This window comes from Streptomyces avidinii (assembly GCF_014650695.1).
Taxonomy (GTDB): Bacteria; Actinomycetota; Actinomycetes; order Streptomycetales; family Streptomycetaceae; genus Streptomyces; species Streptomyces avidinii.
Map to the genome: position 1 here is coordinate 331,635 of NZ_BMVL01000007.1, position 23,960 is coordinate 355,594.

The window sequence follows — 23,960 nt, forward strand, 5'->3', positions numbered from 1 at the left end:
CTGTCCGTGTTCGAAAACGAAAGAACCCCCGTTCGCTGCGTTTCCGCAGATGAACGGGGGTTCCACTCGCGTGGCGGCGCCAGGGTTCGAACCTGGGTAGGCTGAGCCACACCGCCAAGAGTTGCTGCCGTTTTTTCCGCCTTTCGGCGGCGCTCCCCGGCAACGACGTAAACGATACCTGATGACCGGGGGTGCTTCACCACCGGATTGATCAGCGCTGCGGGTGGGCGCGGTGGCTAGGCTTTGCCGAGCGGGCCGGGGATGTCCGGCCGCGCCCTCCGGGGTGATCACAACCGACTTCAAGGAGCCACAGCACATGGCCGACTCCAGTTTCGACATCGTCTCGAAGGTCGAGCGGCAGGAGGTCGACAACGCCCTCAACCAGGCCGCCAAGGAGCTCTCGCAGCGCTACGACTTCAAGGGCACCGGCGCCACGATCGCCTGGTCCGGCGAGAAGATCCTGATGGAGGCGAACTCCGAGGAGCGCGTGAAGGCCGTCCTCGACGTCTTCGAGACCAAGCTGGTCAAGCGCGGGATCTCGCTGAAGGCGCTGGACGCCGGGGAGCCGCAGCTGTCCGGCAAGGAGTACAAGATCTTCGCCACGATCGAGGAAGGCATCTCACAGGAGAACGCCAAGAAGGTCGCGAAGATCATCCGGGACGAGGGGCCCAAGGGCGTCAAGGCCCAGGTTCAGGGCGAGGAGCTGCGTGTCAGCTCGAAGAGCCGTGACGACCTCCAGGAGGTCCAGGCGCTGCTCAAGGGCAAGGACCTGGACTTCGCGATCCAGTTCGTGAACTACCGCTGACCCCAGCTCCGCGATCTGCCTCACGCCGGCCCGGCGGTCCTCACGGACCGCCGGGCCGCGGCGGTTGCGCGGGGGGTGTGTGCGGGGCGTGTGCGGCGCACGCGCCACTACGGACTCCTGTGGGCACTTGGGCGGCGATGAGTGCGCCCACCACGCTGGTGGCATCACATCACCGCGTGGCAGGGGGTTCTCGCATGCCTGGGGCCGGCACGTTTCGCGATGACTTCGGAGCGTCCGTCGTCGTCGCGCTGGTCGCACTACCCCTGTGCGTGGGAGTGGCGGTCGCCTCCGGGGTGCCGGCCGAACTCGGGATCGTCACCGGGGTGGTCGGCGGTCTGGTCACCGGGTGGTTCCGTGGGAGCTCCCTGCAGGTGAGCGGCCCCGCAGCCGGGCTGACCGTGCTCGTCTACGAGGCGGTGCAGGCCTACGGCCTCCCGGCGCTCGGGGTGCTGGTGCTGGCCGCCGGGGTGATGCAGCTGGGCATGGGGGCGCTGCGGCTCGGGCGGTGGTTCCGGGCCATCTCGGTGGCCGTCGTGCACGGGATGCTGGCCGGGATCGGGCTGGTACTGATCTCCGGGCAGCTGTACGCGCTGGGCGGCGTGGAGGCTCCGGGGCAGACCCTGGCGAAGCTGCGCGGGGTGCACGAGCTGGGGGCGCAGGCCGACTTGGCCGCCGTCCTGCTGGGGGTGGGCACCATCGCCGCCATGGTCGCCTGGCGCCGGATGCCCGCCAGGATGCGGGTGGTGCCCGGGGCGCTCGTCGGGGTGGCTGCCGCCACCGCCGTGGCCGTCCTGCTGCGGCTGCCCGTCGAGAAGGTGCGGGTGACGGGCGTACTGGCAGCCGTGTCCCCGCCGGGCTGGGGGGACTTCGGGGTGCTGGCCTCGGTCGGCGCGGCCGGGACCGTGGTCGCGCTGGCGCTGATCGCGTCCGCCGAGACGCTGTTCAGCGCGGCCGCCGTTGACCGCATGCACGACGGGCCGAGGACGGAGTACGACAAGGAACTCATCGCCCAGGGTGTGGGGAACAGTCTGTGCGGGCTGCTCGGGGCTCTGCCGATGACCGCGGTCATCGTGCGCAGCGCCGCCAACGTGGAGGCCGGTGCGCGCACCCGCGCGGCCAGGGTGATGCACGGCGGCTGGCTGCTGCTCTTCGCCGTGGCCTTCCCCCGTGCTCTGGAGAGCGTGCCGCTGGCCGCGCTGGCCGGGGTGCTGCTGCACGCGGGGTGGAAGCTGCTGCCGGCCCGGGCTGTGGCCGTGCTGTGGCGGACGCACCGGGGCGAGGCGGTGGTGCTGCTGGTCACGGCCTCGGCGATCCTGGTCACCAACCTCTTCGAGGGGGTGCTGATCGGGCTGGGGCTCGCCGTCGCCAAGGCGGCCTGGGAGACCTCCCACGTGCACATCGAGGAGGTGTGGGAGGACGAGGAGCTGTGCGTGCGGGTCGTGGGGAACGCCAGTTTCCTGCGGCTGCCGAAGCTGCTCGACGCCTTGGACGCGCTGCCGCACGGGCAGCCGGTGCGGCTGGACCTGAGCGGGCTGCGCCACATGGACCACGCCTGCCTGACCGCGCTGGAGGGGTGGGAGCGCGCACGGACGCCGCTTCCCGGCCGGGAGGGCGTCATCTAGCGGGGTTACCCTCCGTCCGTGGAAGACGAGTTGAGGCGCACCCTGGGGTTGTCCGACGCCGTCGTCGTCGGGCTCGGCGCGATGGTCGGCGCCGGTATCTTCGCCGCTCTGGCGCCGGCGGCGCGGGCGGCGGGCGGCGCCCTGCTGGCCGCGTTGGCCGTGGCGGCTCTGGTGGCGTACTGCAATGCGCACTCCTCGGCGCGGCTGGCCGCCCGGTACCCGGCCTCCGGCGGCACGTACGTCTACGGACGCGAGCGGCTCGGCCCTTTCTGGGGGTATCTGGCCGGCTGGGCCTTCGTGATCGGCAAGACCGCCTCCTGTGCGGCGATGGCCCTCACGGTGGGCGCGTACGTCTGGCCCGGGCAGCAGCATGCCGTGGCCGTCGCAGCGGTGGTGGCGCTGACCGCCGCGAGCTACGGCGGTGTGCAGCGGTCGGCCCGCGTCGCCCGGCTGATCGTGGCGACGGTGCTGGCGGTGCTGGCCGGGGTGGTCGTGGTGTGCCTGTCCTCCGGGAACGCCGGGGCGGGGTGGTCGGGCGGTTCGGACTGGGGCGTCCTCGGTTTGCTGCAGGGCGCCGGACTGCTGTTCTTCGCCTTCGCGGGTTACGCCCGGATCACCACCCTGGGCGAGGAGGTGCGCGAGCCGGAACGGACGATCCCGCGGGCGGTGCCGCTCGCGCTGGGGATCGCACTGCTGGTGTACGCCGCGGTGGCGGTGGCGGCGCTGTCGGTGCTCGGCGTCGAGGGGCTGGCGCGGTCGGCCGCCCCGCTCGCCGACGCGGTGCGGGCGGCCGGCCGGCCCGAACTGGCCCCGGTGGTGCGGGTGGGCGCGGCCCTGGCCGCGCTGGGCTCGCTGCTGGCGCTCGTGCTCGGGGTTTCACGGACCGCCCTGGCGATGGCACGTGACGGCCATCTGCCGCGCGCGCTGGCCGTCGTACATCCCCGGCACCGGGTGCCGCACCATGCGGAGTTGGCGGTGGGTGCGGTCGTGGCGGTGCTGGCGGCCACCGCCGATCTGCGCGGCGCGATCGGCTTCTCCTCCTTCGGAGTGCTCGTCTACTACGCGATCGCGAACGCCTCCGCGTGGACTCTCGATTCAGCTGTCAAGGGTCGGGCCGTGGCAGCGATCGGGCTGTCCGGCTGTGTGGTGCTGGCGTGCGCGCTGCCCCTCGCGTCGGCGGCCCGGGGGGCGGCGGTGCTGGCCGTGGGCGCCTTCGCCTACGGGCTGCGGGGGCGGCTCAGATCCGGGATCTGAATCCGTCCCAGGGCGTCAGCTCCAGGTCGTACTCCTCCCCCGCCGGCGACTCGTCGCAGTACCAGGCGGTGCCGTCGAGCCAGCCGCGCAGCCACGCCGTCAGGCTGGGGGTGTCGAGGGACCAGGCGAGCTCGGGCTCCCCGAGATTCGGGTCGAAGAGCAGTACCTGGGCGGTGTCGGAACGGCAGTCGACGCAGACGGACATGGAGCAGCCGAAGTCGGCCATCGGCAGCACGCCCTCGGGCCAGCGCCAGGCCGAGGAGCGGCCCGCCCCGTAGGCACGGACGGCGTGGTGCAGGGACAGCAGTCCGCACTCCGGGCCGAATCCGCCGTCGCCGACACGGGTGTAGAGCGCGGCGAGCAGGGGCGGCAGGGCGAAGCCGAGTATGCCCTCGGCCCGGGCGATCTCCTCCGCGCCCAGGGCTGCGGGCAGGGGCGTTCCGGATCCCTGCGCGGAGTGGCGTGCACGCTCGGCGACTTGCTCCAGCAACTGCTCGGTCTCGTTCATGCGTTCATGGTGACGCACCCCACCGACAGCCGCCCGGGCCTGTGGACAACTCCGCCCGCAGGCCGATCCGGACGGCCTGCGGGCGGGGTGAGCGTCGGCGTCCACGACGCCGGCTGCTGTGTCAGCGCGAGGCGAACGGCGCGTCCGTCGGGACGATCTCGCGGCCCAGCGGGAGCAGGGCGAGCGGGACCATCTTGAAGTTGGCGATGCCGAAGGGGATGCCGATGAGCGTGATGCAGAGCGCGATGCCCGTGAAGATGTGCCCCAGGGCCAGCCACCAGCCCGCCAGGACCAGCCACAGGACGTTGCCGATGGCGGAACCGGCGCCCGCGTCGTGGCGCTCCACGGTCGTGTAGCCGAAGGGCCAGAGGGCGTAGACGGCGATGCGGAAGGCGGCGATGCCGAACGGGATGCCGATGATCGTGATGCAGAGGATCACACCTGCGAGGAGGTAGCCCAGGAACAGCCAGATGCCGCTGAGGATGAGCCAAATGATGTTGAGGATTGTCTTCACTGGCGGCGGCCTGCCATCTGTTCGAGCCGGGCGATGCGCTCGGCCATCGGAGGGTGTGTGGAAAACATCTTAGAAAGCCCCGCGCCCGGGCGGAACGGGTTGGCGATCATCATGTGGCTCGCCGCCTCCAGCCGGGGCTCCGGGGGCAGCGGGAGCTGCTTGGTGCCCGCGTCGAGCTTGCGCAGGGCGCTGGCCAGGGCGAGCGGGTCCCCGGTGAGCTGGGCTCCGGAGGAGTCGGCCTCGTACTCGCGGGAGCGGCTGATGGCCAGCTGGATCACGGAGGCGGCCAGCGGGCCCAGGATCATGATCAGCAGCATGCCCAGGAGGCCGGGGCCCTCGTCGTCGTTCGACCGACCGATCGGGATCAGCCAGGCGAAGTTCACCAGGAACATGATCACGGAGGCGAGCGCGCCGGCGACCGAGGAGATCAGGATGTCGCGGTTGTAGACGTGGCTGAGCTCGTGGCCGATGACCCCGCGCAGCTCGCGCTCGTCGAGGATGCGCAGGATGCCCTCGGTGCAGCAGACCGCGGCGTTGCGCGGGTTGCGGCCGGTGGCGAAGGCGTTGGGGGCCTCGGTGGGCGAGATGTACAGGCGTGGCATGGGCTGGCGCGCGGACGTGGAGAGCTCGCGCACCATGCGGTAGAGCTGCGGGGCCTCGAACTCGCTCACGGGGCGGGCGCGCATCGCGCGTAGAGCCAGCTTGTCGCTGTTCCAGTACGCGTAGGCGTTCGTCCCGAGGGCGACGAGGACGGCGATGATCAGGCCGCCCCGTCCGAAGAAGCTGCCGATGAGGATGATGAGTGCGGACAGCCCGCCGAGGAGTACGGCGGTCTTGAGCCCGTTGTGCCGGCGGTGCACGGTACGCCCTCCAGGTGGTGCGGCAGGGGAGCCCGTCATGGATTTGAGGGTCTACGGTCCAGTGGACCCTCCCTTCCTGGTCAACGCGAGGTGAGGGCGTCGGGTTCCCAGGGCGCGACGGGGCGGCCGCCTCCCGCCGCCCCCTGCCGGGGGCCGGCGGGGCCGCGGCGGGCGTTGCTCCGAACGGGCTGACCGGGCCGGCTATTGCGCGAAGAGGCTGCCCGTCGTGACGCGCAGGATGATTTCCGGGGCACCGGAGAGGACGACCGCCGTGATCGCGGTGAGGACGACGGCCGCCGTGACCGGCCAGGGGGCTCGCGTACGGGTCTGCGCGCCCTCGGGGGTGCGGAAGAGCAGGGCCGTCCAGCGCAGGTAGTAGTACAGGGCGATGACGACGTTGATCGCCATGACCACGGCCAGCCAGCCCAGGCCCGCGTCGACGGCGGACCGGAAGACGGTGACCTTGGCGAAGAGCCCGATGATGCCCGGCGGCAGGCCCGCCAGGCAGAGCAGGAAGAAGGCCAGCGAGAGGGCGGCCAGCGGGCGCTCGGCGTAGAGACCGCGGTAGTCGCTGATCCGGTGGAGCGGCTTCGTCCGGGCCACCAGGGCGGCCACGGAGAAGGCACCGAGATTCACGGCGGCGTACATGAGGGCGTAGGCGACGGTGGAGCCGATCTGGTCGCGGTCGGAGTACGCGGCCGCGGCGATCGGGACCAGTAGGTAGCCGGCCTGGCCGACCGAGGACCAGGCGAGCAGCCGTACGGCACTGTTCGGGCGGTCCGCGGACTGCCGGACGGCGGCGGCGTTGCCGAGCGTCATGGTGAGCGCGGCCAGCACGGCGAGGGCCGGGCCCCAGATGTCGGAGTACGCCGGGAAGGCGATCACCGTGACGAGGATGAGGCCGGTGAAGCCGACGGCCTTGCCGATCACCGAGAGGTAGCCGGCGATGGGCAGCGGGGCGCCGACGTAGGTGTCGGGGACCCAGAAGTGGAAGGGGACGGCCGCGGTCTTGAAGGCGAAGCCGACGAGGGTGAGTGCGACCCCGGCCATGGCGAGGGTGTCGAACTGCCCGGGGACGTCTTCGAGGCGGTCGGCGACCTGGGTGAGGTGCAGGGAGCCGGTGGTGGCGTAGACGAAGCTGACGCCCATCAGCGACACGGCGGTGGCGGTGACGGAGGACAGGAAGAACTTCAGGGCGGCCTCGGAGGAGAGCCGGTTGCCGCGGCGCATGCCGACGAGGGCGAAGGCGGGCAGCGAGGCGACTTCGAGGGCGACGATCAGGGTGGCGAGGTCGCGGGAGGCCGGCAGCAGGGCCGCGCCCGCGGCGGAGGAGAGCAGCAGGAACCAGTACTCGCCGGCCGGCATGCGGGTGTCGCGGACGGCGGTGACCGACACCAGGGCGGTGACCAGGGCTCCGGCCAGGACCAGGAACTGGATGGCGAGGGTGAAGCGGTCGGCGACGTAGCTGCAGGCCGCCGGGTCGCCGGTGAGGCAGAAGGTGGTGCGGTCACCGGCGCGCAGGGGAAGCAGGGTGGCGGTCGCGGCGGCCAGGCCGGCCACCGAGATCCAGCCGAGGACCGGCTTGTGGCGCTCGGCGAGGAACAGGTCGGCGACGAGGACGACCAGGCCGACGGCGGCGGTGATCACCACGGGTGCGATGGCGAGCCAGTCGACGGACTGGACCAGGCTCGGGGCCTCTGCGGAAAGGGCCGTCAGGGCCGTCATGGCCGTCATGAATTGCCTCCTGCGAGGAGCTTCTGGACGGCCGGGTCGGTGAGGCCGAGGAGGACCGCGGGCCACAGGCCGGCGAGGACGGTGAGGGCGACGAGCGGGGTCCAGGCGGCGAACTCGTAGTGCTGGATGTCCGCGACGGCGAGCTCAGGACCGGCTTTCGGGTCTCCCATGCAGACGCGCCGTACGACGATCAGGAGGTAGGCGGCGGTGAGCAGGGTGCCGAACGCGCCGACGGCCATGTACGTGAGGAACGCGGGGCGGGAGAGGCCCTCGGCGGGGTCGAAGGCACCGAAGAGGGCCAGCATTTCGCCCCAGAACCCGGCGAGGCCCGGCAGGCCCAGGGAGGCGACGGCGGCGAACGCGAGGAACGCGCCGAAGCGGGGGGCGCGGCCGTACAGGGCGGCGCCGGTGGCTCCGGCGAGGGTGTCGAGGTCGGCGGTGCCGTAGCGGTCCTTGAGGGCGCCGACCAGGAAGAAGAGGAGGCCGGTGATCAGGCCGTGGGCGATGTTGGCGAAGAGCGCGCCGTTGACGCCGGTGGGGGTCATGCTCGCGATGCCGAGGAGGACGAAGCCCATGTGGCCGACGGAGGAGTAGGCGATGAGGCGCTTGAGGTCGCCCTTGTTCCCCTTGCGGGCCAGCGCGAGGCAGGCGAGCGATCCGTAGACGATGCCGACGGCGGCGAAGGCGCCGAGGTAGGGGGCGAAGGTGGCCATGCCGTCGGGGGTGGCGGGCAGCAGGATGCGGACGAACCCGTACGTGCCCATCTTGAGCAGGACGCCGGCCAGCAGGACGGATCCGACGGTGGGCGCGGCGGTGTGGGCGTCCGGCAGCCAGCTGTGCAGCGGCCACATCGGGGTCTTCACGGCGAGGCCGAGACCGATGGAGAGGACGGCCAGGAGCTGGGTGGTGTGGGACAGTTCGCGACCGTTGTCAGAGGCCAGTGTCACCATGTCGAAAGTGCCGCTGTTCAGTCCGATCAGCAGCAGGCCGAGCAGCATGACGACGGAGCCGAGGAGCGTGTAGAGGATGAACCTCCAGGCGGCGGCCTGCCGCTGAGCACCGCCCCAGCGGGCGATGAGGAAGTACATCGGGATGAGGACCATCTCGAAGGCGAGGAAGAAGAGCAGCAGGTCGAGGACGGCGAAGGTGGCGAGGGTGCCGGACTCCAGGACCAGGAGCAGCGCGACGAAGGCCTTCGGGGAGGGGCCTGCGGGGAGCTTGAAGTAGCTGTAGAGCGCGCAGAGGAAGAACAGCAGCGCGGTCATCAGGAGGAGGGGGAGCGAGATGCCGTCGATGCCGAGGTGGATCCGGACGTTCAGCGCCTGGATCCAGCTGATGTCCGTCGTCGCCTGGAAGCGGGACGGGGCGTCGTGGTCGAAGCCCAGGGTGAGGGCGATGGCCGCGGCGAGGATCACGCCGGTCACGGTCACGCCGTGGCGGAGCACGGCCTGTTCGGGGCTCTTGCCCTTGAGGCCGGGCGGCGCAGGCAGGAGCGCCGCGGCGGAGCCGAGAAGCGGTGCGACCACGATGAACGCCAGAAGGAACTGCATCACGGACGGGCTGATATCAATCACGGCTGACTCACGGCTCACGATCCGGCGTTGACGTTGGCGAGGACGGCGGTGGCGATCGCCAGGACCACGGCGCCGGCGAGCAGGGCGCTCAGGTAGCTCTGCACGTTGCCGGTCTGGGCACGGCGCACGAGGCTGCCGAGCAGTTGGGTACCGGTGCCGGCGCCGCGGACGTACGTGTCCACGACCTCGCGGTCGAGGAAGCGGACGAGACTCGCGGCGGCCCGGACGGGCCGGACGAAGAGCCGGTCGTAGACGGCGTCGAGGTGGAAGCCGTCGGCCGCGTGACGGTGCAGCGGTCCGAGGAACGCCTTGCCGGGGTCGGCGGCGGGGCCGGCCGGGACGGCGGGGTGATCGTGGGTCACCTCGGCCACCTCGGGGGCTTCCGCGGCGGATTCGGCGGCGGCGACGGCGGCGGGCTCTCCGGCTGCGGCTGCGACCCGGGTGCCGGCGGCGCTCACGAGGGCGGCCTTCGCGGAGGCCCGCTGCCACAGGGCGTAGGTCAGCATCGCGCCGATGGCAGCGGCGCCCGTACCGAGGACCGAGGTGACCAGGGTCGGGGTGAGCTCCCCGCCGTCGAACCAGCCGGCGATGGGGCCCGCCGCGAGGCCGAAGCCGACCGACGGGATCGCCAGCAGCCACAGCACGCCGGTCATGGCGAGGGGTTCCTTGCCGTGGTCGGGGGCGGCCGCGCCCCGGCCGCGGAAGGCCATCAGCCACAGCCGGGTGGCGTAGGCGGCGGTGAGCAGGGCGGTCAGCAGACCGGCGACGAGTACGAGCCAGCCAGCGGCGCTGGGTGCGAATTCCGAGTGGCCGGTCGCGGTGTGCTCGGCGGCGACGAGGACGGCTTCCTTGGAGAAGAAGCCGGCGAAGGGCGGGACGGCGGCGAGCGCGAGCAGCGCGATCGTCATCGTCCAGAAGGCGTCGGGGATGCGCTTGGCCAGGCCGCCCATCCGGGACATGGCGCCCAGGGAGTTCGTACCGGCGGCGTGGATGATCACGCCGGCGCCGAGGAAGAGGAGCGCCTTGAAGGCGCCGTGGGACAGGAGGTGGAAGACGGCGGCGCCGCGGTCGCCGACGGCCAGGGCGCCGACCATGTAGCCGAGCTGGCCGACCGTGGAGTAGGCGAGCACCCGCTTGATGTCGTCCTGGGCGATGGCGGCCAGGCCGGATCCGACCATCGTGACGGCCGCCATGACGGCCATGACCACCAGCGCGGCGCTGGATGCCGCGAAGACGGGCAGGAGACGGGCGATGAAGTAGACACCGGCGGCGACCATCGTCGCGGCGTGGATCAGCGCCGAAACCGGGGTGGGGCCCGCCATGGCGTCGGGGAGCCAGGTGTGCAGGGGGAACTGCGCGGACTTGCCCGCGACTCCGGCGAGCAGGAGCAGCGCGATCAGGGTCGGGTGGTCGAGTCCGCCCGCGGCGACGGTGCCCAGGATCTTCGTGATCTGGAAGGAGCCGGCGTCGGCGGCGAGCGCGAACAGGCCGATCAGGAAGGGGACGTCGCCGAGCTTGGTGACGAGGAAGGCCTTCAGGGAGGCGGAGCGGGCCGCTTCGGTCTCCCAGTAGTGGCCGACCAGGAAGTACGAGCAGATGCCCATGATCTCCCAGCCGACCAGCAGCACCATCAGGTCGCCGGAGTAGACGACGAGCAGCATGGCGGAGGTGAACAGTGAGACGAGAGCGGCATACGAGGGGTAGCGCGGGTCCTCACGGAGGTACGCCGTCGAGTAGACCTGTACGCAGGTGGCGACCACGCCGACCAGGACGGCGACCAGTGCGGCGAAGCCGTCGATGTAGAGCGAGAGGTCGATCGGCACCGAGCCGGTCGGGGTCAGCTCGGTCGCGGTGCTGATCGCCGGCCCGCCGCCCTGGCGGACGGCGACGACGACGGCCAGTACGGCGGCGGCGAGCGTCGGCAGGATCGCGAGCGGCCGGACGAATCCCGGGGCGGTGCGGCCGAGCAGCAGTCCCGCCACCGCGCCCAGGAAGGGCAGCAGCGGGACGAGGACGGCGAGGGTCGTGGTGCTCACGCGGTGACCTCGCTCTGGTTGTTCGCGGCGGGCTCGTGGCCCTCGGCGGTGTCGCGCAGCCGGTCGACGTCGGAGGTGCCCCGGTTGCGGTACACCATCAGCACGATCGCGAGGCCGATGCCGATCTCGGCGGCGGCGATCGCGATGGTGAAGAGGGTGAGGGCCTGGCCGGCGTGCAGGGCGTCGCGCAGCCAGACGTCGAAGGCCACCAGGTTCAGGTTGACGGCGTTGAGCATCAGCTCGACGGACATCAGGACCAGGATGGCGTTGCGGCGGGCCAGTACGCCGTACAGGCCCGTGCAGAAGAGGAGCGCCGCGAGTACGGCGGGGTAGGCGAGGTGCATCAGCGCTGCCCCTTGTCGCTGGCGTCGGCGGGGTCGTTCCTGCGGGACAGCACGATGGCGCCGATCAGGGCCGCGAGGAGGAGGACGGAGAGCGCCTCGAAGGGCAGCACCCAGTGCTGGAAGAGGATCTCGCCGGAGACCTTCGTGGAGCCCTGGACCGGTCCGTCGAGGTCGATCCAGGTGGTGCGGAAGGCGTCGACGACCACCCAGACGAGCGACGCGGCCGCGACGACGGCGACGCCGAGCGCGATCCAGCGGTTGCCGGAGTCCGCGTCCGGGGAGCGGCCGATGGGGGCCTTGGTGAGCATCAGTCCGAAGAGGAGGAGGACGACCACGGAACCGAGGTAGATGAGGACCTGGACCCAGGCGATGAACTCGGCGGTCAGCAGCAGGTACTCGACGGCGATGCCGCCGAGCGCGACGACCAGCCACAGCGCGGCGTGCACCAGCTGCTTCGTGGTGACCGTGACGAGGGCCGCGCCGAGGGTGGCGAGTCCGACGAGGACGAAGGCGATCTCGACGCCGGTCGGGGAGAGGAAGCCGGGCCCGGTGGTGGCGGCTGCGGCCAGGGTGGCGGCGGGGCTCACGCGTCTCCCTCCGGGGTCGGTTCGGTCGGCGGTTCGGTCGGCGGTTCGGTCTCGGCCGCCCGGGCGGCGGCTTCGGCGGCGGCCGCCGCCGCGGCTGCGGCTTCGGCCTTCTCCACTGCCTTGCGGGCGGCGGCGATCTCCTTGGGTTCCTCGGCGGCCGGGTCCAGCGCGGGCGGCGCCGGGACGGTCCACATCCACTCGCGGAGCTTGTCGCGCTCATGGGTCAGCTCGTGGATGTCGGTCTCCGCGTACTCGAACTCCGGCGACCAGAAGAGGGCGTCGAAGGGGCACACCTCGATGCAGATACCGCAGTACATGCAGAGGGAGAAGTCGATGGCGAAGCGGTCGAGGACGTTGCGGCTGCGCTCGCGGCCTCCGGGGGTGGACGCCGGGACCGTTTCCTTGTGGGAGTCGATGTAGATGCACCAGTCGGGGCACTCACGGGCGCAGAGCATGCAGACGGTGCAGTTCTCCTCGAACAGGCCGATGACTCCGCGGGAGCGGGGCGGGAGTTCGGGCTGCACCTCGGGGTACTGGGCCGTGTGCGAGCGCTTCGTCATCGTGCGCAGCGTGACGGCCAGGCCCTTGGCCAGGCCGGATCCGGGGATGGGCATTACTGGATCGCCACCTTCACGATGCCGGTGAGCGCGATCTGGGCGAGCGCGAGCGGGATGAGTGTGGTCCAGGCGAGCTTCTGGAGCTGGTCCTCGCGCAGGCGCGGGTAGCTCACCCGGAGCCAGATCACGACGAAGGCGAGGATCGCGGTCTTGAGCAGGGTCCAGACCCAGCCGATGTCGTGGGCGCCGAAGGGACCGTGCCAGCCGCCGAGGAAGAGGACGGTGGTGAGGAAGCAGAGGACGACGATGCCGGCGTACTCGGCGAGCAGGAACAGCGCGAAGCGCAGGCCGGTGTACTCGGTGTACGCGCCGAAGATGATCTCGGAGTCGGCGACGGGCATGTCGAAGGGGGGACGCTGCAGTTCGGCGAGGCCGGCGGTGAAGAAGACGAGGGCGCCGACGATCTGCCAGGGCAGCCACCACCACGCGAAGGCCTCGACGATGCCGGGGAGGGAGACCGTGCCGGCGGCCATGGCCACGGAGGCGGCGGCGAGCAGCATGGGGAGCTCGTAGGCGAGCAGCTGGGCGGCGGTGCGCAGGCCGCCGAGCAGGGAGAACTTGTTCGCGGAGGCCCAGCCGGCCATCAGTGAGCCGAGGACTCCGACGCCCATGACGGCCAGTACGAAGAACAGGCCCGCGTCGATGACCTGGCCGACGGCGCCCTCGCCCGGGCCGATCGGGATGGCCAGGAGGACGAGGAGGTACGGCAGCAGGGCGACGGCGGGAGCGAGCTGGAAGATCCGGCGGTCGGCGCCCGCCGGGACGATGTCCTCCTTCTGCGCGAACTTCACGCCGTCGGCGACGAGCTGGGCCCAGCCGTGGAAGCCGCCGGCGTACATGGGGCCGAGGCGGCCCTGCATGTGGGCCATCACCTTGTGCTCGGTCTGCCCGACGACGAGCGGGAGCACGAGGAAGACGGCGAAGACGACGATCAGCCGCAGGGCGACGTCGAGGACGTCGTTCACGCGTCGCCTCCGTTGTCGGGGGTGGAGTCGGTTTTGGGATCGGTCTTGGGTTCGGACTGCGGGGCGGCGTCCGAACCCGCCGGTTCCGCCGGTTCGGCCTCCGGCGGGGTCGGCGGCTCCTCGAAGGCGGGCTTCGGGTCGTGCCAGGGGGCGTCCGAGCTGCGCGGCGCCGGCCTCGGCGCTTCGGCCGGGGGTGACTGGCTCGCCGAGCCCTCCGCCACCGAGCGGGTACGGCGCGGCGGGCGGGGCGCGGCCTCCCCCGTCGCCTCCGTGGCCGCGTCGGCCTGGGGTGACTGACTTGCCGAGCCCTCCGCCACCGAGCGGGTACGGCGCGGCGGGCGGGGCGCGGCTTCTGCGGTGGTCTCGGCCGGGGGCTGGGTGGCCGATCCCTCGGTGACCGAGCGGGTACGGCGCACGGGTGCGCCCTCGCGCGGGGTGCGTGCGGCGGCGCCCGCGGCGCCGGCCGCGCGCGGGGTACGGGCCGGGCGGGCGGGGGCCGGTGGGAGCTGACCCTTCATCGGGCCCCAGTCGTTGGGGTCCGGAACGCCCGGCGGAAGCATCTGACGGCGCTTGGGTGCGTCCGGGTCGTGCGCCTCGCCCGGCTCCTTGGCTCCCGGCCAGGCCTTGGCGACGCGCGCGGCCAGGACGAAGTCCTTGCGCAGCGGGTGTCCCTCGAAGTTCTCCGGGAGGAGGAGGGGGACGAGGTTCGGGTGGTCGGTGAAGGTCACCCCGAACATCTCGAAGGTCTCCCGCTCGTGCCATTCCGCGCCCGCGTAGACGGCGACCGCGGACGGCAGGGAGGCGGCGCTGTGCGGGACGGTCGTGCGCAGCAGCAGCCGGCGCACCCGGTGGTTCTCCAGGGACGCGACGTGCGCGCAGATCCGGAAGCCGGTGCCGGGCTCGTCCACCGCGCTCAGCCAGTCGAAGTAGGTGCAGCCGAGCTTGTCCCGGGCGATTTCGAGGGCGGAGATCCAGCTGCCGACGGGCACGTCCACAGTGAGGACGTCGTACGAGAACTCGGCGACGGCCTCGGCGCCGAAGACCGTCGGCGCCGCGTCGGGGAGGGAGTCGTAGAGGTTCACGTGCCGGCCCCCGGGGCGGGCGCGGGCGGCGCAGTGACCAGGCCGCTCGTCAGCTGCGACACCGACGGCCCGTTCGCGTACCGCTCCGCCAGCGATTCACGGGCGATCTTCTCCTGGAGCTTGAGGATGCCCTGGAGGAGCGCCTCGGGTCGCGGCGGGCAGCCCGGCACGTAGACGTCGACCGGGATGATCTGGTCGACGCCCTTGGTCACCGAGTACGAGTCCCAGTAGGGGCCGCCGCAGTTGGAGCAGGCGCCGAAGGAGATGACGTACTTCGGCTCCGGCATCTGCTCGTAGAGCCGCTTCACGGCCGGGGCCATCTTGTCCGTGACGGTGCCCGAGACGATCATGAGGTCGGCCTGGCGCGGCCCCGGCGCGAAGGGGATCACGCCGAGCCGGATGAAGTCGTGCCGGGCCATGGACGCGGCGATGAACTCGATCGCGCAGCAGGCCAGGCCGAAGTTGAAGACCCACAGGCTGTACCGGCGGCCCCAGTTCAGGACCACCTTCATCGGTTCCGGGGCCAGGCGGGAGAGGACTCCCAGGCGCTTGGGCTCCGGGAGCAGCTCCGGCTGAGGTGTCACGTCCATTCGAGGACGCCCTTCTTGTACGCATAGAGCAGGCCGACGGCCAGGAAGCCCAGGAAGATGAACATCTCCACCAGCGTCGTGGCGCCGTAACCGGCGGCGGCGAACACCGTCGCCCACGGGAACAGGAAGATCGAGTCGACGGCGAAGATGACGTAGAGGAACGCGTAGACGTAGTAGCGGACCTGGGTGTGCGCCCAGCCCTCGCCGACCGGGTCCACTCCGCATTCGTAGGTCAGCAGCTTCTCGGGGGTCGGGACGACGGGCCGCAGCAGGCGGCCCGCTCCGAAGGCGACGGCCACGAAGAGCACACCGAGGACGGCCATCAGACCGACGACCGAATAACTCCGGAAGTAGTCCGCCGCGAGCACGGTTACGGTCGATACCGTTGGTTCGGGCACGTCCGTTCCTCGCTCCTCGGTCACTGTCGACGATCTGGTACGGACGGGAGTCTAGGGCCTGCCTCACACGGGGTGGGGTTATCCCCCGTTCACAGCACCCCGGCCACCCCATGGCATCAGCGGGTCGCACTTGACAGGCTGTGGCGCATGACCTTGAGCCATGCCATCCCCGACAACGATCGTCCTCCCCCCGTACGCGCTGTTTTCAGCGCGGTGACGTGGAAGGAGATCGCCTATCTGCTGAGCAACCTGCCGCTGGCGGTCGTCGGTTTCGTTTACGCGGTTGTCATGGTTTCCACTGCGGGCGGTCTCTCCGTGACCGCGATCGGAATTCCGCTGCTCGCGTGCGGTCTGTATCTGTCCCGTCATCTGGGACGGCTGGATCGGGCCCGTGCCCGCGGCCTGCTGGGCGTACGGGTGGACGAGCCGACCCCGATCCCCGGTCCGAAACGGTCCGGCGGATTCTTCCCCTGGCTGTGGACGAGCATCAAGGATCCGGTCGGCTGGCGGACGGTGCTGTACCAGCTGATCCGGCTGCCGTGGGGAGTACTCACCTTCACGGTAGCGCTGACCGGCCTGTTCGTGCTGTGGCCGGTGCTGCCGTATCTGGTGCGGCTGATGGCCAACGTGGACCGGGCGATGGTACGGGGGCTGCTGTCGCCCTCCGACGACCTGGAGCGGCGGATCGCGGAGCTGGAGTCCGACCGGGGCGTGGTGGTCGACACCGCGGCGGCCGACCTGCGGCGCATCGAGCGGGACCTGCACGACGGGGCGCAGGCCCGGCTGGTGGCGCTGGCGATGGGGCTGGGCCTGGCGAAGGAGAAGCTGCTGGAGGACCCGGAGGGCGCGGCGGCGATGGTCGACGAGGCGCACGGGGAAGTGAAGCTGGCACTCCAGGAGCTACGGGATCTCGCGCGGGGGATCCACCCGGCGGTGCTGACGGACCGGGGGCTGGACGCGGCGCTGTCGTCGGTGGCGGCGCGGTGCGTGGTGCCGGTGAAGGTGGTGGTGGATCTGCCGGGGGCGCGGCCGGCGGAGGCGATCGAGGGGATCGCGTACTTCGTCGTGTCCGAGCTCCTGCAGAACGTGAGCAAGCACGCGGGGCCGGGGGCGCGCGGCGCGACGGTGGAGGTGTGGCGGGCGGGGGCGCGGCTGATGCTGCGGGTGTCCGACGACGGGCGGGGCGGGGCGAGTGCGGCCGGGGGGAGCGGGTTGGCGGGGCTGGCGGAGCGGTTGGGTGCGGTGGACGGGGTGCTGGTGGTGGACTCGCCCGCGGGCGCGGGGACCATGGTCACGGCCGAGCTGCCGTGGCGGGACCGGGGGTAGGCCCCCGGCCCCCTTGTCGCGCGGGTGAGCGGGACTCCCGTCCGGGTTGGGCGGGGGTCCCGTTCGCGTGTCGGGCGCGGCGCCGTTTTCCAGAGCGCGGCGCCGTTTCCCGGAGCGCGGCGCCGTTTCCCGGAGCGCGGCGCCGTTTTCCCGGGCTCCGCCCCGGATCTCAGGGCTCCGCCCCGGACCGCGCGCCTCGAACGCCGGCGGGGCTGGATCTGATGGCGGCGCCGCCTCGGACACGCGTGGGTGGAAAGGGACCGGGGTGGGGTTAACCCCCCGGTGGAGAGGCCCACTCGCCGCATGGTTGTGGGGTGGTCGGGGACGGCAGGGTGGAGGGGTATCGGAGGCTTGGAAGGGCGGGTCGGATCATGGGCAACAGCAAGGGCGGGGTCGGGGCGGTGCTGCGGGCTCCGGTCGAGGGGCGGACCTGGCGGGAGTTCGGGTACCTGCTGATCGGGCTACCGCTGAGCACGCTGTACTTCTCGCTCGCCATCACGGGTGTGAGCCTCGGCGCCGGGCTGCTCGTCACGTTCCTCGGCGTTCCGGTGCTCGCCGGCGTGCTCGCCATGTGCCGCGGGTTCGGGCACCTGGAGCGGGCCCGGGTGCGCGTGCTGCTCGGGACCGGGATCGCCGCGCCGGCGCCGATCCGGGCCAGGAAGGCCGGGCCGCTCGCCGCCATGGGCGCCCTGCTCAAGAGCGGGAGCGCCTGGCGTCACGTGCTGTACTCGGTCATCCACTTCCCGTGGGCGGTGTTCTCCTTCTGCCTGTCCCTGGTGCTGTGGGCGTGCGGTTGGGCGTACCTGCTGTACCCGCTCTGGTTCTGGGTCTTCCCGGCCTACACCGACCAGCCCGGTCTGCAGCTCTTCCAGAACGACGACTACGCCTTCTACCTCGACTCGCCCGCCGAGATCGCCCTCACCTGCCTCGTCGGGCTGTCGATCACCCTCGCCACACCCTGGGTGATCCGGGCCCTGACCACCGTCGACCGGGTGATGGTCGGCGGGCTGCTCGGGGCGTCCGGCCTGGCCGACCGGGTCAGCGAGCTGGAGTCCGACCGCGGGGTGGTCGTGGACACCGCGGCGGCCGACCTGCGGCGCATCGAGCGGGACCTGCACGACGGGGCGCAGGCCCGGCTGGTGGCGCTGGCGATGGACCTGGGGCTGGCGAAGGAGAAGCTGACCGAGGACCCGCGCGCCGCCGCCCGCATGGTGGACGAGGCGCACGGCGAGGTGAAGGTCGCCCTCCAGGAGCTGCGCGACCTGGCGCGCGGGATCCATCCGGCCGTACTGACCGACCGCGGGCTGGACGCGGCGCTGTCGTCGGTGGCGGCGCGGTGCGCGGTGCCCGTACGGGTGGCCGTGGATCTGCCGGCCCGGCCCGCGGCGGCGATCGAGGGGATCGCGTACTTCACGGTGTCGGAGCTGCTGCAGAACGTCAGCAAGCACTCCCGGGCCCGGTCTGCCTCGGTGGACGTGTGGAAATCCGGGGAGCGGCTGCTGATCCAGGTCGCGGACGACGGCCGCGGCGGGGCCGGGCCGGCGGAGGGGACGGGGCTGGCGGGGCTGACCGAGCGGCTGGACGCCGTGGACGGGGTGCTGGTCGTCGACTCCCCCGCCGGGGGCGGGACGGCGGTCACGGCCGAGCTGCCCTGGCGGGCGTAGGGCCTCGCCGGGCGATCATCGAGGAAGGGCCGGGCCGGTGGCCCGGCCCTTCCTCGACCGTCCGGCCCTTCGCCCCGTCCCCCGTCGCCCGTCCCGGCTCCCGGGTCCCGGCTTCCCGCTCCCCGCAACTCCCGCCGCGCGCGGCACCCGTTTGCGGTATGCGACCTTCCAGTACTCGAAAACTCCCCCCGTACGCCGACGTGTTGTCCCGGCTCTGCCTTCACCGGGACTTGAGGCTGGGATGCTTGGCTGAGTCGGGTAGTGCGGTACCAAGTGGATGCGGAGCTGCTGAGTCGTGGAAGACAGGGTGCGGGTGGTCATCGCCGAGGATTCAGTGCTGCTGCGCGAGGGCCTGACCAGGTTGCTGACCGACCGGGGGCATGACGTCGTGGCGGGCGTCGGGGACGCGGAAGCCCTGCTCAAGACGGTGGCGGAGCTGGCGGCGGAGGACGCGCTGCCGGATGTGGTGGTCGCGGACGTGCGGATGCCGCCGACCCACACCGACGAGGGAGTACGGGCGGCCGTCCGGCTGCGCCGCGACTACCCCGGGATAGGCGTGCTCGTGCTGTCCCAGTACGTCGAGGAGCAGTACGCCACCGAACTGCTGGCCGGTTCCAGTACCGGAGTGGGGTACCTGCTCAAGGACCGGGTGGCCGAGGTGCGGGAGTTCCTGGACGCGGTGGTGCGGGTGGCCAGGGGCGGTACGGCGCTGGACCCCGAGGTCGTCGCCCAGCTGCTCGGCCGCAGCCGCAAGCAGGACGTGCTGGCGGGCCTGACCCCGCGCGAGCGGGAGGTGCTCGGGCTGATGGCCGAGGGCCGTACGAATTCCGCCGTGGCGAAACAGCTCGTCGTCAGTGACGGCGCGGTGGAGAAGCACGTCAGCAACATCTTCATGAAGTTGGGCCTGTCGCCGAGTGACGGGGATCACCGGCGAGTACTGGCCGTTCTCACCTATCTGAAATCTTGATCGACTGACACTCTGTCAGATACGGCATACCGGCAGGGCTGTCTCAAGGGGCGGTCCTACGGTCCAGAATGTGACCACTCCTGGGGGCCTTGATCCCTACCGTCGTAGGGTGGGTCCCGGGGGGTCACGCCTCGAAGGAGGTCCAGTTCAGTGACCAGCCAGGTCAGCAGCCCAGCCGAGCAGGCCGACGGGGCCGGGGGTGCGGTCGTCGGTGGACAGCGCACCCCGGAGAGCCCGGGCGGCAAGGAAGTGCGCCGCCTCGATCGTGTGATCATCCGATTCGCGGGTGACTCAGGTGACGGTATGCAGCTCACCGGTGACCGGTTCACCTCGGAGACGGCGTCGTTCGGGAACGACCTGTCGACGCTGCCGAACTTCCCCGCCGAGATCCGCGCCCCCGCCGGAACCCTCCCGGGTGTCTCCTCCTTCCAGCTCCACTTCGCCGACCACGACATCCTCACGCCGGGCGACGCCCCGAACGTGCTGGTGGCGATGAATCCGGCGGCCCTCAAGGCGAACATCGCGGACGTGCCGCGCGGCGCGGACATCATCATCAACACGGATGAGTTCACCAAGCGCCCGATGGCCAAGGTCGGCTACGCGACCTCGCCGCTGGAGGACGGCTCCCTCGATGCCTACAACCTGCACCCCGTACCGCTGACCACGCTGACGGTCGAGGCCCTGAAGGACTTCGGCCTCTCCCGCAAGGAGGCCGAGCGCAGCAAGAACATGTTCGCGCTGGGCCTGCTGTCGTGGATGTACCACCGGCCCACCGGGGGCACGGAGAGCTTCCTGCGGCAGAAGTTCGCGAAGAAGCCCGAGATCGCCGAGGCGAACATCGTCGCCTTCCGGGCCGGCTGGAACTTCGGGGAGACGACCGAGGACTTCGCGGTCTCCTACGAGGTCGCCCCCGCCACCCGGGCCTTCCCCACCGGCACCTACCGCAACATCTCGGGGAACCTGGCGCTCTCCTACGGTCTCGTCGCCGCGAGCCAGCAGGCCGATCTGCCCCTCTACCTGGGCTCCTACCCGATCACCCCCGCCTCGGACATCCTGCACGAGCTGTCGAAGCACAAGAACTTCGGCGTGCGGACCTTCCAGGCCGAGGACGAGATCGCCGGCATCGGCGCGGCGCTCGGGGCGGCCTTCGGCGGCGCCCTCGGGGTGACCACCACCTCCGGACCCGGTGTGGCGCTCAAGTCGGAGGCGATCGGCCTCGCGGTGTCTCTGGAGCTTCCGCTGATGATCGTGGACATCCAGCGCGGCGGCCCCTCCACCGGCCTGCCGACCAAGACGGAGCAGGCGGACCTCCTCCAGGCCATGTTCGGCCGCAACGGCGAGGCCCCCGTGCCGATCGTGGCGCCGCGGACCCCCGCGGACTGCTTCGACGCCGCCCTCGACGCGGCCCGGATCGCACTCACCTACCGGACCCCGGTCTTCCTGCTCTCCGACGGCTACCTCGCCAACGGGTCGGAGCCCTGGCGGGTTCCGGAGGTCGCCGACCTGCCCGACCTGAAGGTCAAGTTCGCCACCGGCGCGAACCACACCCTCGCCGACGGCACCGAGGTGTTCTGGCCCTACAAACGGGATCCGGAAACCCTCGCGCGGCCCTGGGCCATCCCCGGCACCCCCGGTCTCGAACACCGCATCGGCGGCATCGAGAAGCAGGACGGCAGCGGCAACATCTCGTACGACCCCGCCAACCACGACCTCATGGTCCGCACCCGGCAGGCCAAGGTCGACGGCATCCGGGTGCCCGACGTCGACGTGGACGACCCGGACGGCGCCACCACCCTGGTCCTGGGCTGGGGTTCCACGTACGGCCCCATCACCGCGGCCGTCCGCCGGCTGCGCGGCGCCGGACTCCCCATCGCCCAGGCCCACCTGCGCCACCTCAACCCCTTCCCCAGGAATCTCGGCGAGGTCCTGGAGCGTTACGAGAAGGTAGTGGTGCCGGAGATGAACCTCGGGCAGCTCGCCACCCTGATCCGGGCGAAATACCTGGTCGACGCCCAGTCGTACAACCAGGTCAACGGAATGCCGTTCAAGGCGGAGCAGCTCGCCACGGTCCTCAAGGAGGCCATCGATGACTGAGGTGACGGAGGCGACCGACGGGGCTCGGACCCTGCTCTCGCTGGTACCGAAGGCCGAGAGCAAGCAGTCGATGAAGGACTTCAAGTCGGACCAGGAGGTCCGCTGGTGCCCGGGTTGCGGTGACTACGCCGTACTGGCCGCCGTTCAGGGCTTCATGCCCGAATTCGGCCTCGCGAAGGAGAACATCGTCTTCGTCTCGGGCATCGGCTGCTCCTCCCGCTTCCCGTACTACATGAACACCTACGGGATGCACTCGATCCACGGCCGAGCCCCGGCCATCGCCACCGGCCTCGCCACCTCCCGCCGCGACCTGTCCGTCTGGGTCGTCACGGGCGACGGCGACGCGCTCTCCATCGGCGGCAACCACCTCATCCACGCCCTCCGCCGCAACGTCAACCTCAAGATCCTCCTGTTCAACAACCGGATCTACGGGCTGACCAAGGGCCAGTACTCCCCCACCTCCGAGGTCGGCAAGATCACGAAGTCGACGCCGATGGGCTCGCTGGACGCGCCCTTCAACCCGGTGTCGCTGGCGATCGGCGCCGAAGCCTCCTTCGTCGCCCGCACCGTCGACTCCGACCGCAAGCACCTCACCGAGGTCCTGCGCCAGGCGGCCGACCACCAGGGCACGGCGCTCGTGGAGATCTACCAGAACTGCAACATCTTCAACGACGGCGCCTTCGAGGTCCTCAAGGACAAGGACCAGGCCCAGGAGGCCGTAATCCGGCTGGAGGACGGGCAGCCGATCCGCTTCGGCGCGGACGGCGCAAAGGGTGTCGTGCGCAACCCGGCCACCGGGGACCTGGAGGTCGTTCCGGTGACCACGGCCAACGAGGCCCAGATCCTGGTGCACGACGCGCGGAACTCCAGCGCGACCACCGCCTTCGCGCTCTCGCGCCTGGCCGACCCGGACACGCTGCACCACACCCCGATCGGGGTGTTCCGCAGCGTCGAGAGGCCCGTCTACGACACCCTCATGGCCGACCAGCTCGACGCGGCCATCGACCGCAGCGGCAAGGGCGACCTGGGGGCCCTGCTGACCGGCAACGACACCTGGACCGTCGTCGGATAGCGGGCTGATACCGCACGCACCCCCGGAGCCCGGATCCTGCCCCAGGATCCGGGCTCCGTCGCGTCCGGCAGGACCCGAAGGCGGGGCGGAGGCGGGGCGGAGTCGGGGCGGACCTCGCGGGCCCGACGAAAGATGTCATGAGTATCTCGTGATTACGGGCATGACATCTGGGCCGTACGGCGATACCGTCGTGAAGTTGGCTGGAAGTCGCACAGGAGGCCCCGTGAAGGCAGAGAACGAGCAGCGCACGGGTTTGCTCTACGGATTCGGCGCATACGGAATGTGGGGGCTGGTCCCCCTCTTCTGGCCGCTCCTGAAGCCCTCCGAAGCCGTCGAGATCCTCGCCCACCGCATGGTGTGGTCCCTGGCCGTGGTCGGCCTGGCACTGCTCGCCCTGCGCCGCTGGGGCTGGATACGGGAGCTGCTCCGCCAGCCCCGGAAGCTCGGCCTGACCGCGCTGGCCGCCACGGTGATCACCGTGAACTGGGGCCTGTACATCTGGGCCGTCAACAACGGCCACGTCGTCGAGGCGAGCCTCGGTTACTTCATCAATCCGCTGGTCAGCATCGCCATCGGCGTGCTGGTGCTCGGTGAGCGGCTGCGCCGCGCGCAGTGGGTCGCGGTCGGCCTCAGCTTCGCCGCCGTCCTGGTGCTCGCCATCGGCTACGGGCGGCCGCCATGGATCTCGCTGGTCCTGGCCTTCTCCTTCGCCACGTACGGACTGATCAAGAAGAAGCTCAACATGGGCGGGCTGGAGTCGCTGGCCGCGGAGACGGCCGTACTGTTCCTGCCGGCCCTCGGCTACGTGCTGTGGCTCGGCGCGCAGGGCCAGTCCACGTTCGCCTCGCACGGCTTCGCCCACTCGGCCCTGCTGGCCGCGACCGGGCTGGTCACCGCGATCCCGCTGGTGTTCTTCGGGATGGCGGCGATCCGGGTCCCGCTGTCCACCCTCGGGCTGCTCCAGTACATGGCCCCGGTCTTCCAGTTCGGGCTCGGCGTCCTGTACTTCCACGAGGCCATGCCGCCCGAGCGCTGGGCGGGCTTCTCCCTGGTGTGGGCCGCGCTCGCGCTCCTCACCTGGGACGCGCTGCGGACGGCGCGGCGCTCCCGCATCAGGCTGGAGGCCGCGGCGCCGGCCGTCGTGGCGGCCCCGGCCCGCGAGCCCGCGTAACGGACACTCGGCGGCGTACTCCGGGGCCCACCCCAGGGCACGCACCAGCAAACCCCTCACACCCTCGATCCCCGGTACGGACCACCCGTACCGGGGATCGTCCGTTTTCCGAACCGCCCTGACCGAATTGTGGTCTTGACGGACAGTCACACTCTCGCTGAACATCAGGCTCGCAC

The 23,960-nt window shown here is 71.3% G+C and carries 22 protein-coding genes; 9 read left to right on the forward strand and 13 right to left on the reverse strand.

Annotated elements, in window-relative coordinates:
• The first annotated feature begins 316 nt into the window (after positions 1–316).
• The 3 genes from IE257_RS20705 (at position 317) to IE257_RS20715 (ending at position 3,681) form a co-directional block, all read left to right on the forward strand.
• A complete protein-coding gene (locus tag IE257_RS20705; RefSeq protein ID WP_030009008.1) occupies positions 317–805 on the forward strand; it encodes a YajQ family cyclic di-GMP-binding protein in 489 nt (162 codons plus the stop codon).
• Between the two features lie 194 nt (positions 806–999).
• A complete protein-coding gene (locus tag IE257_RS20710) occupies positions 1,000–2,427 on the forward strand; it encodes a SulP family inorganic anion transporter (protein WP_189970701.1) in 1,428 nt (475 codons plus the stop codon).
• Between the two features lie 18 nt (positions 2,428–2,445).
• On the forward strand, positions 2,446–3,681 hold the full coding sequence (locus IE257_RS20715) for an APC family permease (RefSeq protein WP_189970703.1): 1,236 nt from the start codon (positions 2,446–2,448) through the stop codon (positions 3,679–3,681).
• On the opposite strand, the gene IE257_RS20720 is transcribed toward IE257_RS20715, so the two are convergent.
• The 13 genes from IE257_RS20720 to IE257_RS20780 all read right to left on the reverse strand — a co-directional run bounded on the left by IE257_RS20720 (position 3,665) and on the right by IE257_RS20780 (position 15,490).
• Positions 3,665–4,189 carry an SMI1/KNR4 family protein gene (locus IE257_RS20720; RefSeq protein WP_189970705.1) on the reverse strand — a complete coding sequence of 175 codons (525 nt, stop codon included), beginning with the start codon at positions 4,187–4,189 and terminating at the stop codon, positions 3,665–3,667. The two genes, IE257_RS20715 and IE257_RS20720, sit on opposite strands and share 17 nt — an antisense overlap.
• Before the next feature lie 121 nt (positions 4,190–4,310).
• Positions 4,311–4,703 (reverse strand): YccF domain-containing protein, encoded by a 393-nt coding sequence (locus IE257_RS20725; protein WP_052874807.1) that lies wholly within the window; start codon positions 4,701–4,703, stop codon positions 4,311–4,313.
• Positions 4,700–5,563, reverse strand: a complete 864-nt coding sequence (htpX, locus tag IE257_RS20730; protein WP_030009013.1) for a zinc metalloprotease HtpX — start codon at positions 5,561–5,563, stop codon at positions 4,700–4,702. Before htpX ends, IE257_RS20725 begins: the two co-directional genes overlap by 4 nt.
• 201 nt (positions 5,564–5,764) lie before the next feature.
• Entirely contained in the window at positions 5,765–7,288 is a 1,524-nt protein-coding gene (locus tag IE257_RS20735; protein ID WP_189971025.1) for an NADH-quinone oxidoreductase subunit N, read from the reverse strand.
• Positions 7,289–7,293: 5 nt separating this feature from the next.
• Positions 7,294–8,847 carry a complex I subunit 4 family protein gene (locus IE257_RS20740; protein WP_189971023.1) on the reverse strand — a complete coding sequence of 518 codons (1,554 nt, stop codon included), beginning with the start codon at positions 8,845–8,847 and terminating at the stop codon, positions 7,294–7,296.
• 38 nt (positions 8,848–8,885) lie between these two features.
• Complete coding sequence (locus tag IE257_RS20745) at positions 8,886–10,907, reverse strand: NADH-quinone oxidoreductase subunit 5 family protein (RefSeq protein WP_189970707.1); 2,022 nt, start codon at positions 10,905–10,907, stop codon at positions 8,886–8,888.
• A complete protein-coding gene (nuoK, locus tag IE257_RS20750) occupies positions 10,904–11,251 on the reverse strand; it encodes an NADH-quinone oxidoreductase subunit NuoK (RefSeq protein WP_030726044.1) in 348 nt (115 codons plus the stop codon). The genes IE257_RS20745 and nuoK overlap by 4 nt, the downstream gene beginning before the upstream one ends.
• A complete protein-coding gene (locus IE257_RS20755; protein ID WP_372453099.1) occupies positions 11,251–11,838 on the reverse strand; it encodes an NADH-quinone oxidoreductase subunit J family protein in 588 nt (195 codons plus the stop codon). Before IE257_RS20755 ends, nuoK begins: the two co-directional genes overlap by 1 nt.
• The gene (locus tag IE257_RS20760; RefSeq protein WP_189970709.1) at positions 11,835–12,452 is read right to left on the reverse strand and encodes a NuoI/complex I 23 kDa subunit family protein; all 618 of its coding nucleotides are present in this window, start codon (positions 12,450–12,452) and stop codon (positions 11,835–11,837) included. The genes IE257_RS20755 and IE257_RS20760 overlap by 4 nt, the downstream gene beginning before the upstream one ends.
• The gene (locus IE257_RS20765) at positions 12,452–13,420 is read right to left on the reverse strand and encodes a complex I subunit 1/NuoH family protein (RefSeq protein ID WP_189970711.1); all 969 of its coding nucleotides are present in this window, start codon (positions 13,418–13,420) and stop codon (positions 12,452–12,454) included. Before IE257_RS20765 ends, IE257_RS20760 begins: the two co-directional genes overlap by 1 nt.
• On the reverse strand, positions 13,417–14,502 hold the full coding sequence (locus tag IE257_RS20770) for an NADH-quinone oxidoreductase subunit C (RefSeq protein WP_189970714.1): 1,086 nt from the start codon (positions 14,500–14,502) through the stop codon (positions 13,417–13,419). Before IE257_RS20770 ends, IE257_RS20765 begins: the two co-directional genes overlap by 4 nt.
• Positions 14,499–15,092, reverse strand: coding sequence for an NADH-quinone oxidoreductase subunit B (locus IE257_RS20775; protein WP_229920536.1), 594 nt, complete (start codon positions 15,090–15,092; stop codon positions 14,499–14,501). The genes IE257_RS20770 and IE257_RS20775 overlap by 4 nt, the downstream gene beginning before the upstream one ends.
• Positions 15,083–15,490, reverse strand: coding sequence for an NADH-quinone oxidoreductase subunit A (locus IE257_RS20780; RefSeq protein WP_229920537.1), 408 nt, complete (start codon positions 15,488–15,490; stop codon positions 15,083–15,085). The genes IE257_RS20775 and IE257_RS20780 overlap by 10 nt, the downstream gene beginning before the upstream one ends.
• Positions 15,491–15,637: 147 nt before the next feature.
• On the opposite strand from IE257_RS20780, the gene IE257_RS20785 reads away from it, so the two are divergent.
• The 6 genes from IE257_RS20785 to rarD all read left to right on the forward strand — a co-directional run bounded on the left by IE257_RS20785 (position 15,638) and on the right by rarD (position 23,784).
• On the forward strand, positions 15,638–16,816 hold the full coding sequence (locus tag IE257_RS20785) for a sensor histidine kinase (protein WP_189970719.1): 1,179 nt from the start codon (positions 15,638–15,640) through the stop codon (positions 16,814–16,816).
• A gap of 371 nt (positions 16,817–17,187) precedes the next feature.
• A complete protein-coding gene (locus IE257_RS20790; protein ID WP_189970720.1) occupies positions 17,188–18,480 on the forward strand; it encodes a sensor histidine kinase in 1,293 nt (430 codons plus the stop codon).
• A 307-nt stretch (positions 18,481–18,787) separates the two neighbouring features.
• The gene (locus IE257_RS20795; protein WP_189971029.1) at positions 18,788–19,447 is read left to right on the forward strand and encodes a response regulator transcription factor; all 660 of its coding nucleotides are present in this window, start codon (positions 18,788–18,790) and stop codon (positions 19,445–19,447) included.
• A gap of 150 nt (positions 19,448–19,597) precedes the next feature.
• The gene (locus IE257_RS20800) at positions 19,598–21,541 is read left to right on the forward strand and encodes a 2-oxoacid:acceptor oxidoreductase subunit alpha (RefSeq protein ID WP_189970722.1); all 1,944 of its coding nucleotides are present in this window, start codon (positions 19,598–19,600) and stop codon (positions 21,539–21,541) included.
• Positions 21,534–22,613: a 2-oxoacid:ferredoxin oxidoreductase subunit beta gene (locus IE257_RS20805; protein WP_189970724.1), complete on the forward strand. Its 1,080-nt coding sequence runs from the start codon at positions 21,534–21,536 to the stop codon at positions 22,611–22,613. Before IE257_RS20800 ends, IE257_RS20805 begins: the two co-directional genes overlap by 8 nt.
• 223 nt (positions 22,614–22,836) lie before the next feature.
• Positions 22,837–23,784, forward strand: coding sequence for an EamA family transporter RarD (gene rarD / locus IE257_RS20810; RefSeq protein WP_189970726.1), 948 nt, complete (start codon positions 22,837–22,839; stop codon positions 23,782–23,784).
• Positions 23,785–23,960: the final 176 nt, after the last annotated feature.

Coding starts and splice junctions, on each gene's coding strand:
- IE257_RS20740 (WP_189971023.1), bottom strand. CDS start 8,847: ATGCAGTTCCTTCTGGCGTTCATCGTGGTCGCACCGCTTCTCGGCTCC.
- IE257_RS20775 (WP_229920536.1), bottom strand. CDS start 15,092: ATGGACGTGACACCTCAGCCGGAGCTGCTCCCGGAGCCCAAGCGCCTG.
- IE257_RS20785 (WP_189970719.1), top strand. CDS start 15,638: ATGACCTTGAGCCATGCCATCCCCGACAACGATCGTCCTCCCCCCGTA.
- IE257_RS20805 (WP_189970724.1), top strand. CDS start 21,534: ATGACTGAGGTGACGGAGGCGACCGACGGGGCTCGGACCCTGCTCTCG.
- nuoK (WP_030726044.1), bottom strand. CDS start 11,251: ATGCACCTCGCCTACCCCGCCGTACTCGCGGCGCTCCTCTTCTGCACG.
- IE257_RS20710 (WP_189970701.1), top strand. CDS start 1,000: ATGCCTGGGGCCGGCACGTTTCGCGATGACTTCGGAGCGTCCGTCGTC.
- IE257_RS20760 (WP_189970709.1), bottom strand. CDS start 12,452: ATGCCCATCCCCGGATCCGGCCTGGCCAAGGGCCTGGCCGTCACGCTG.
- IE257_RS20735 (WP_189971025.1), bottom strand. CDS start 7,288: ATGACGGCCCTGACGGCCCTTTCCGCAGAGGCCCCGAGCCTGGTCCAG.
- IE257_RS20705 (WP_030009008.1), top strand. CDS start 317: ATGGCCGACTCCAGTTTCGACATCGTCTCGAAGGTCGAGCGGCAGGAG.
- IE257_RS20720 (WP_189970705.1), bottom strand. CDS start 4,189: ATGAACGAGACCGAGCAGTTGCTGGAGCAAGTCGCCGAGCGTGCACGC.
- IE257_RS20790 (WP_189970720.1), top strand. CDS start 17,188: ATGGGCAACAGCAAGGGCGGGGTCGGGGCGGTGCTGCGGGCTCCGGTC.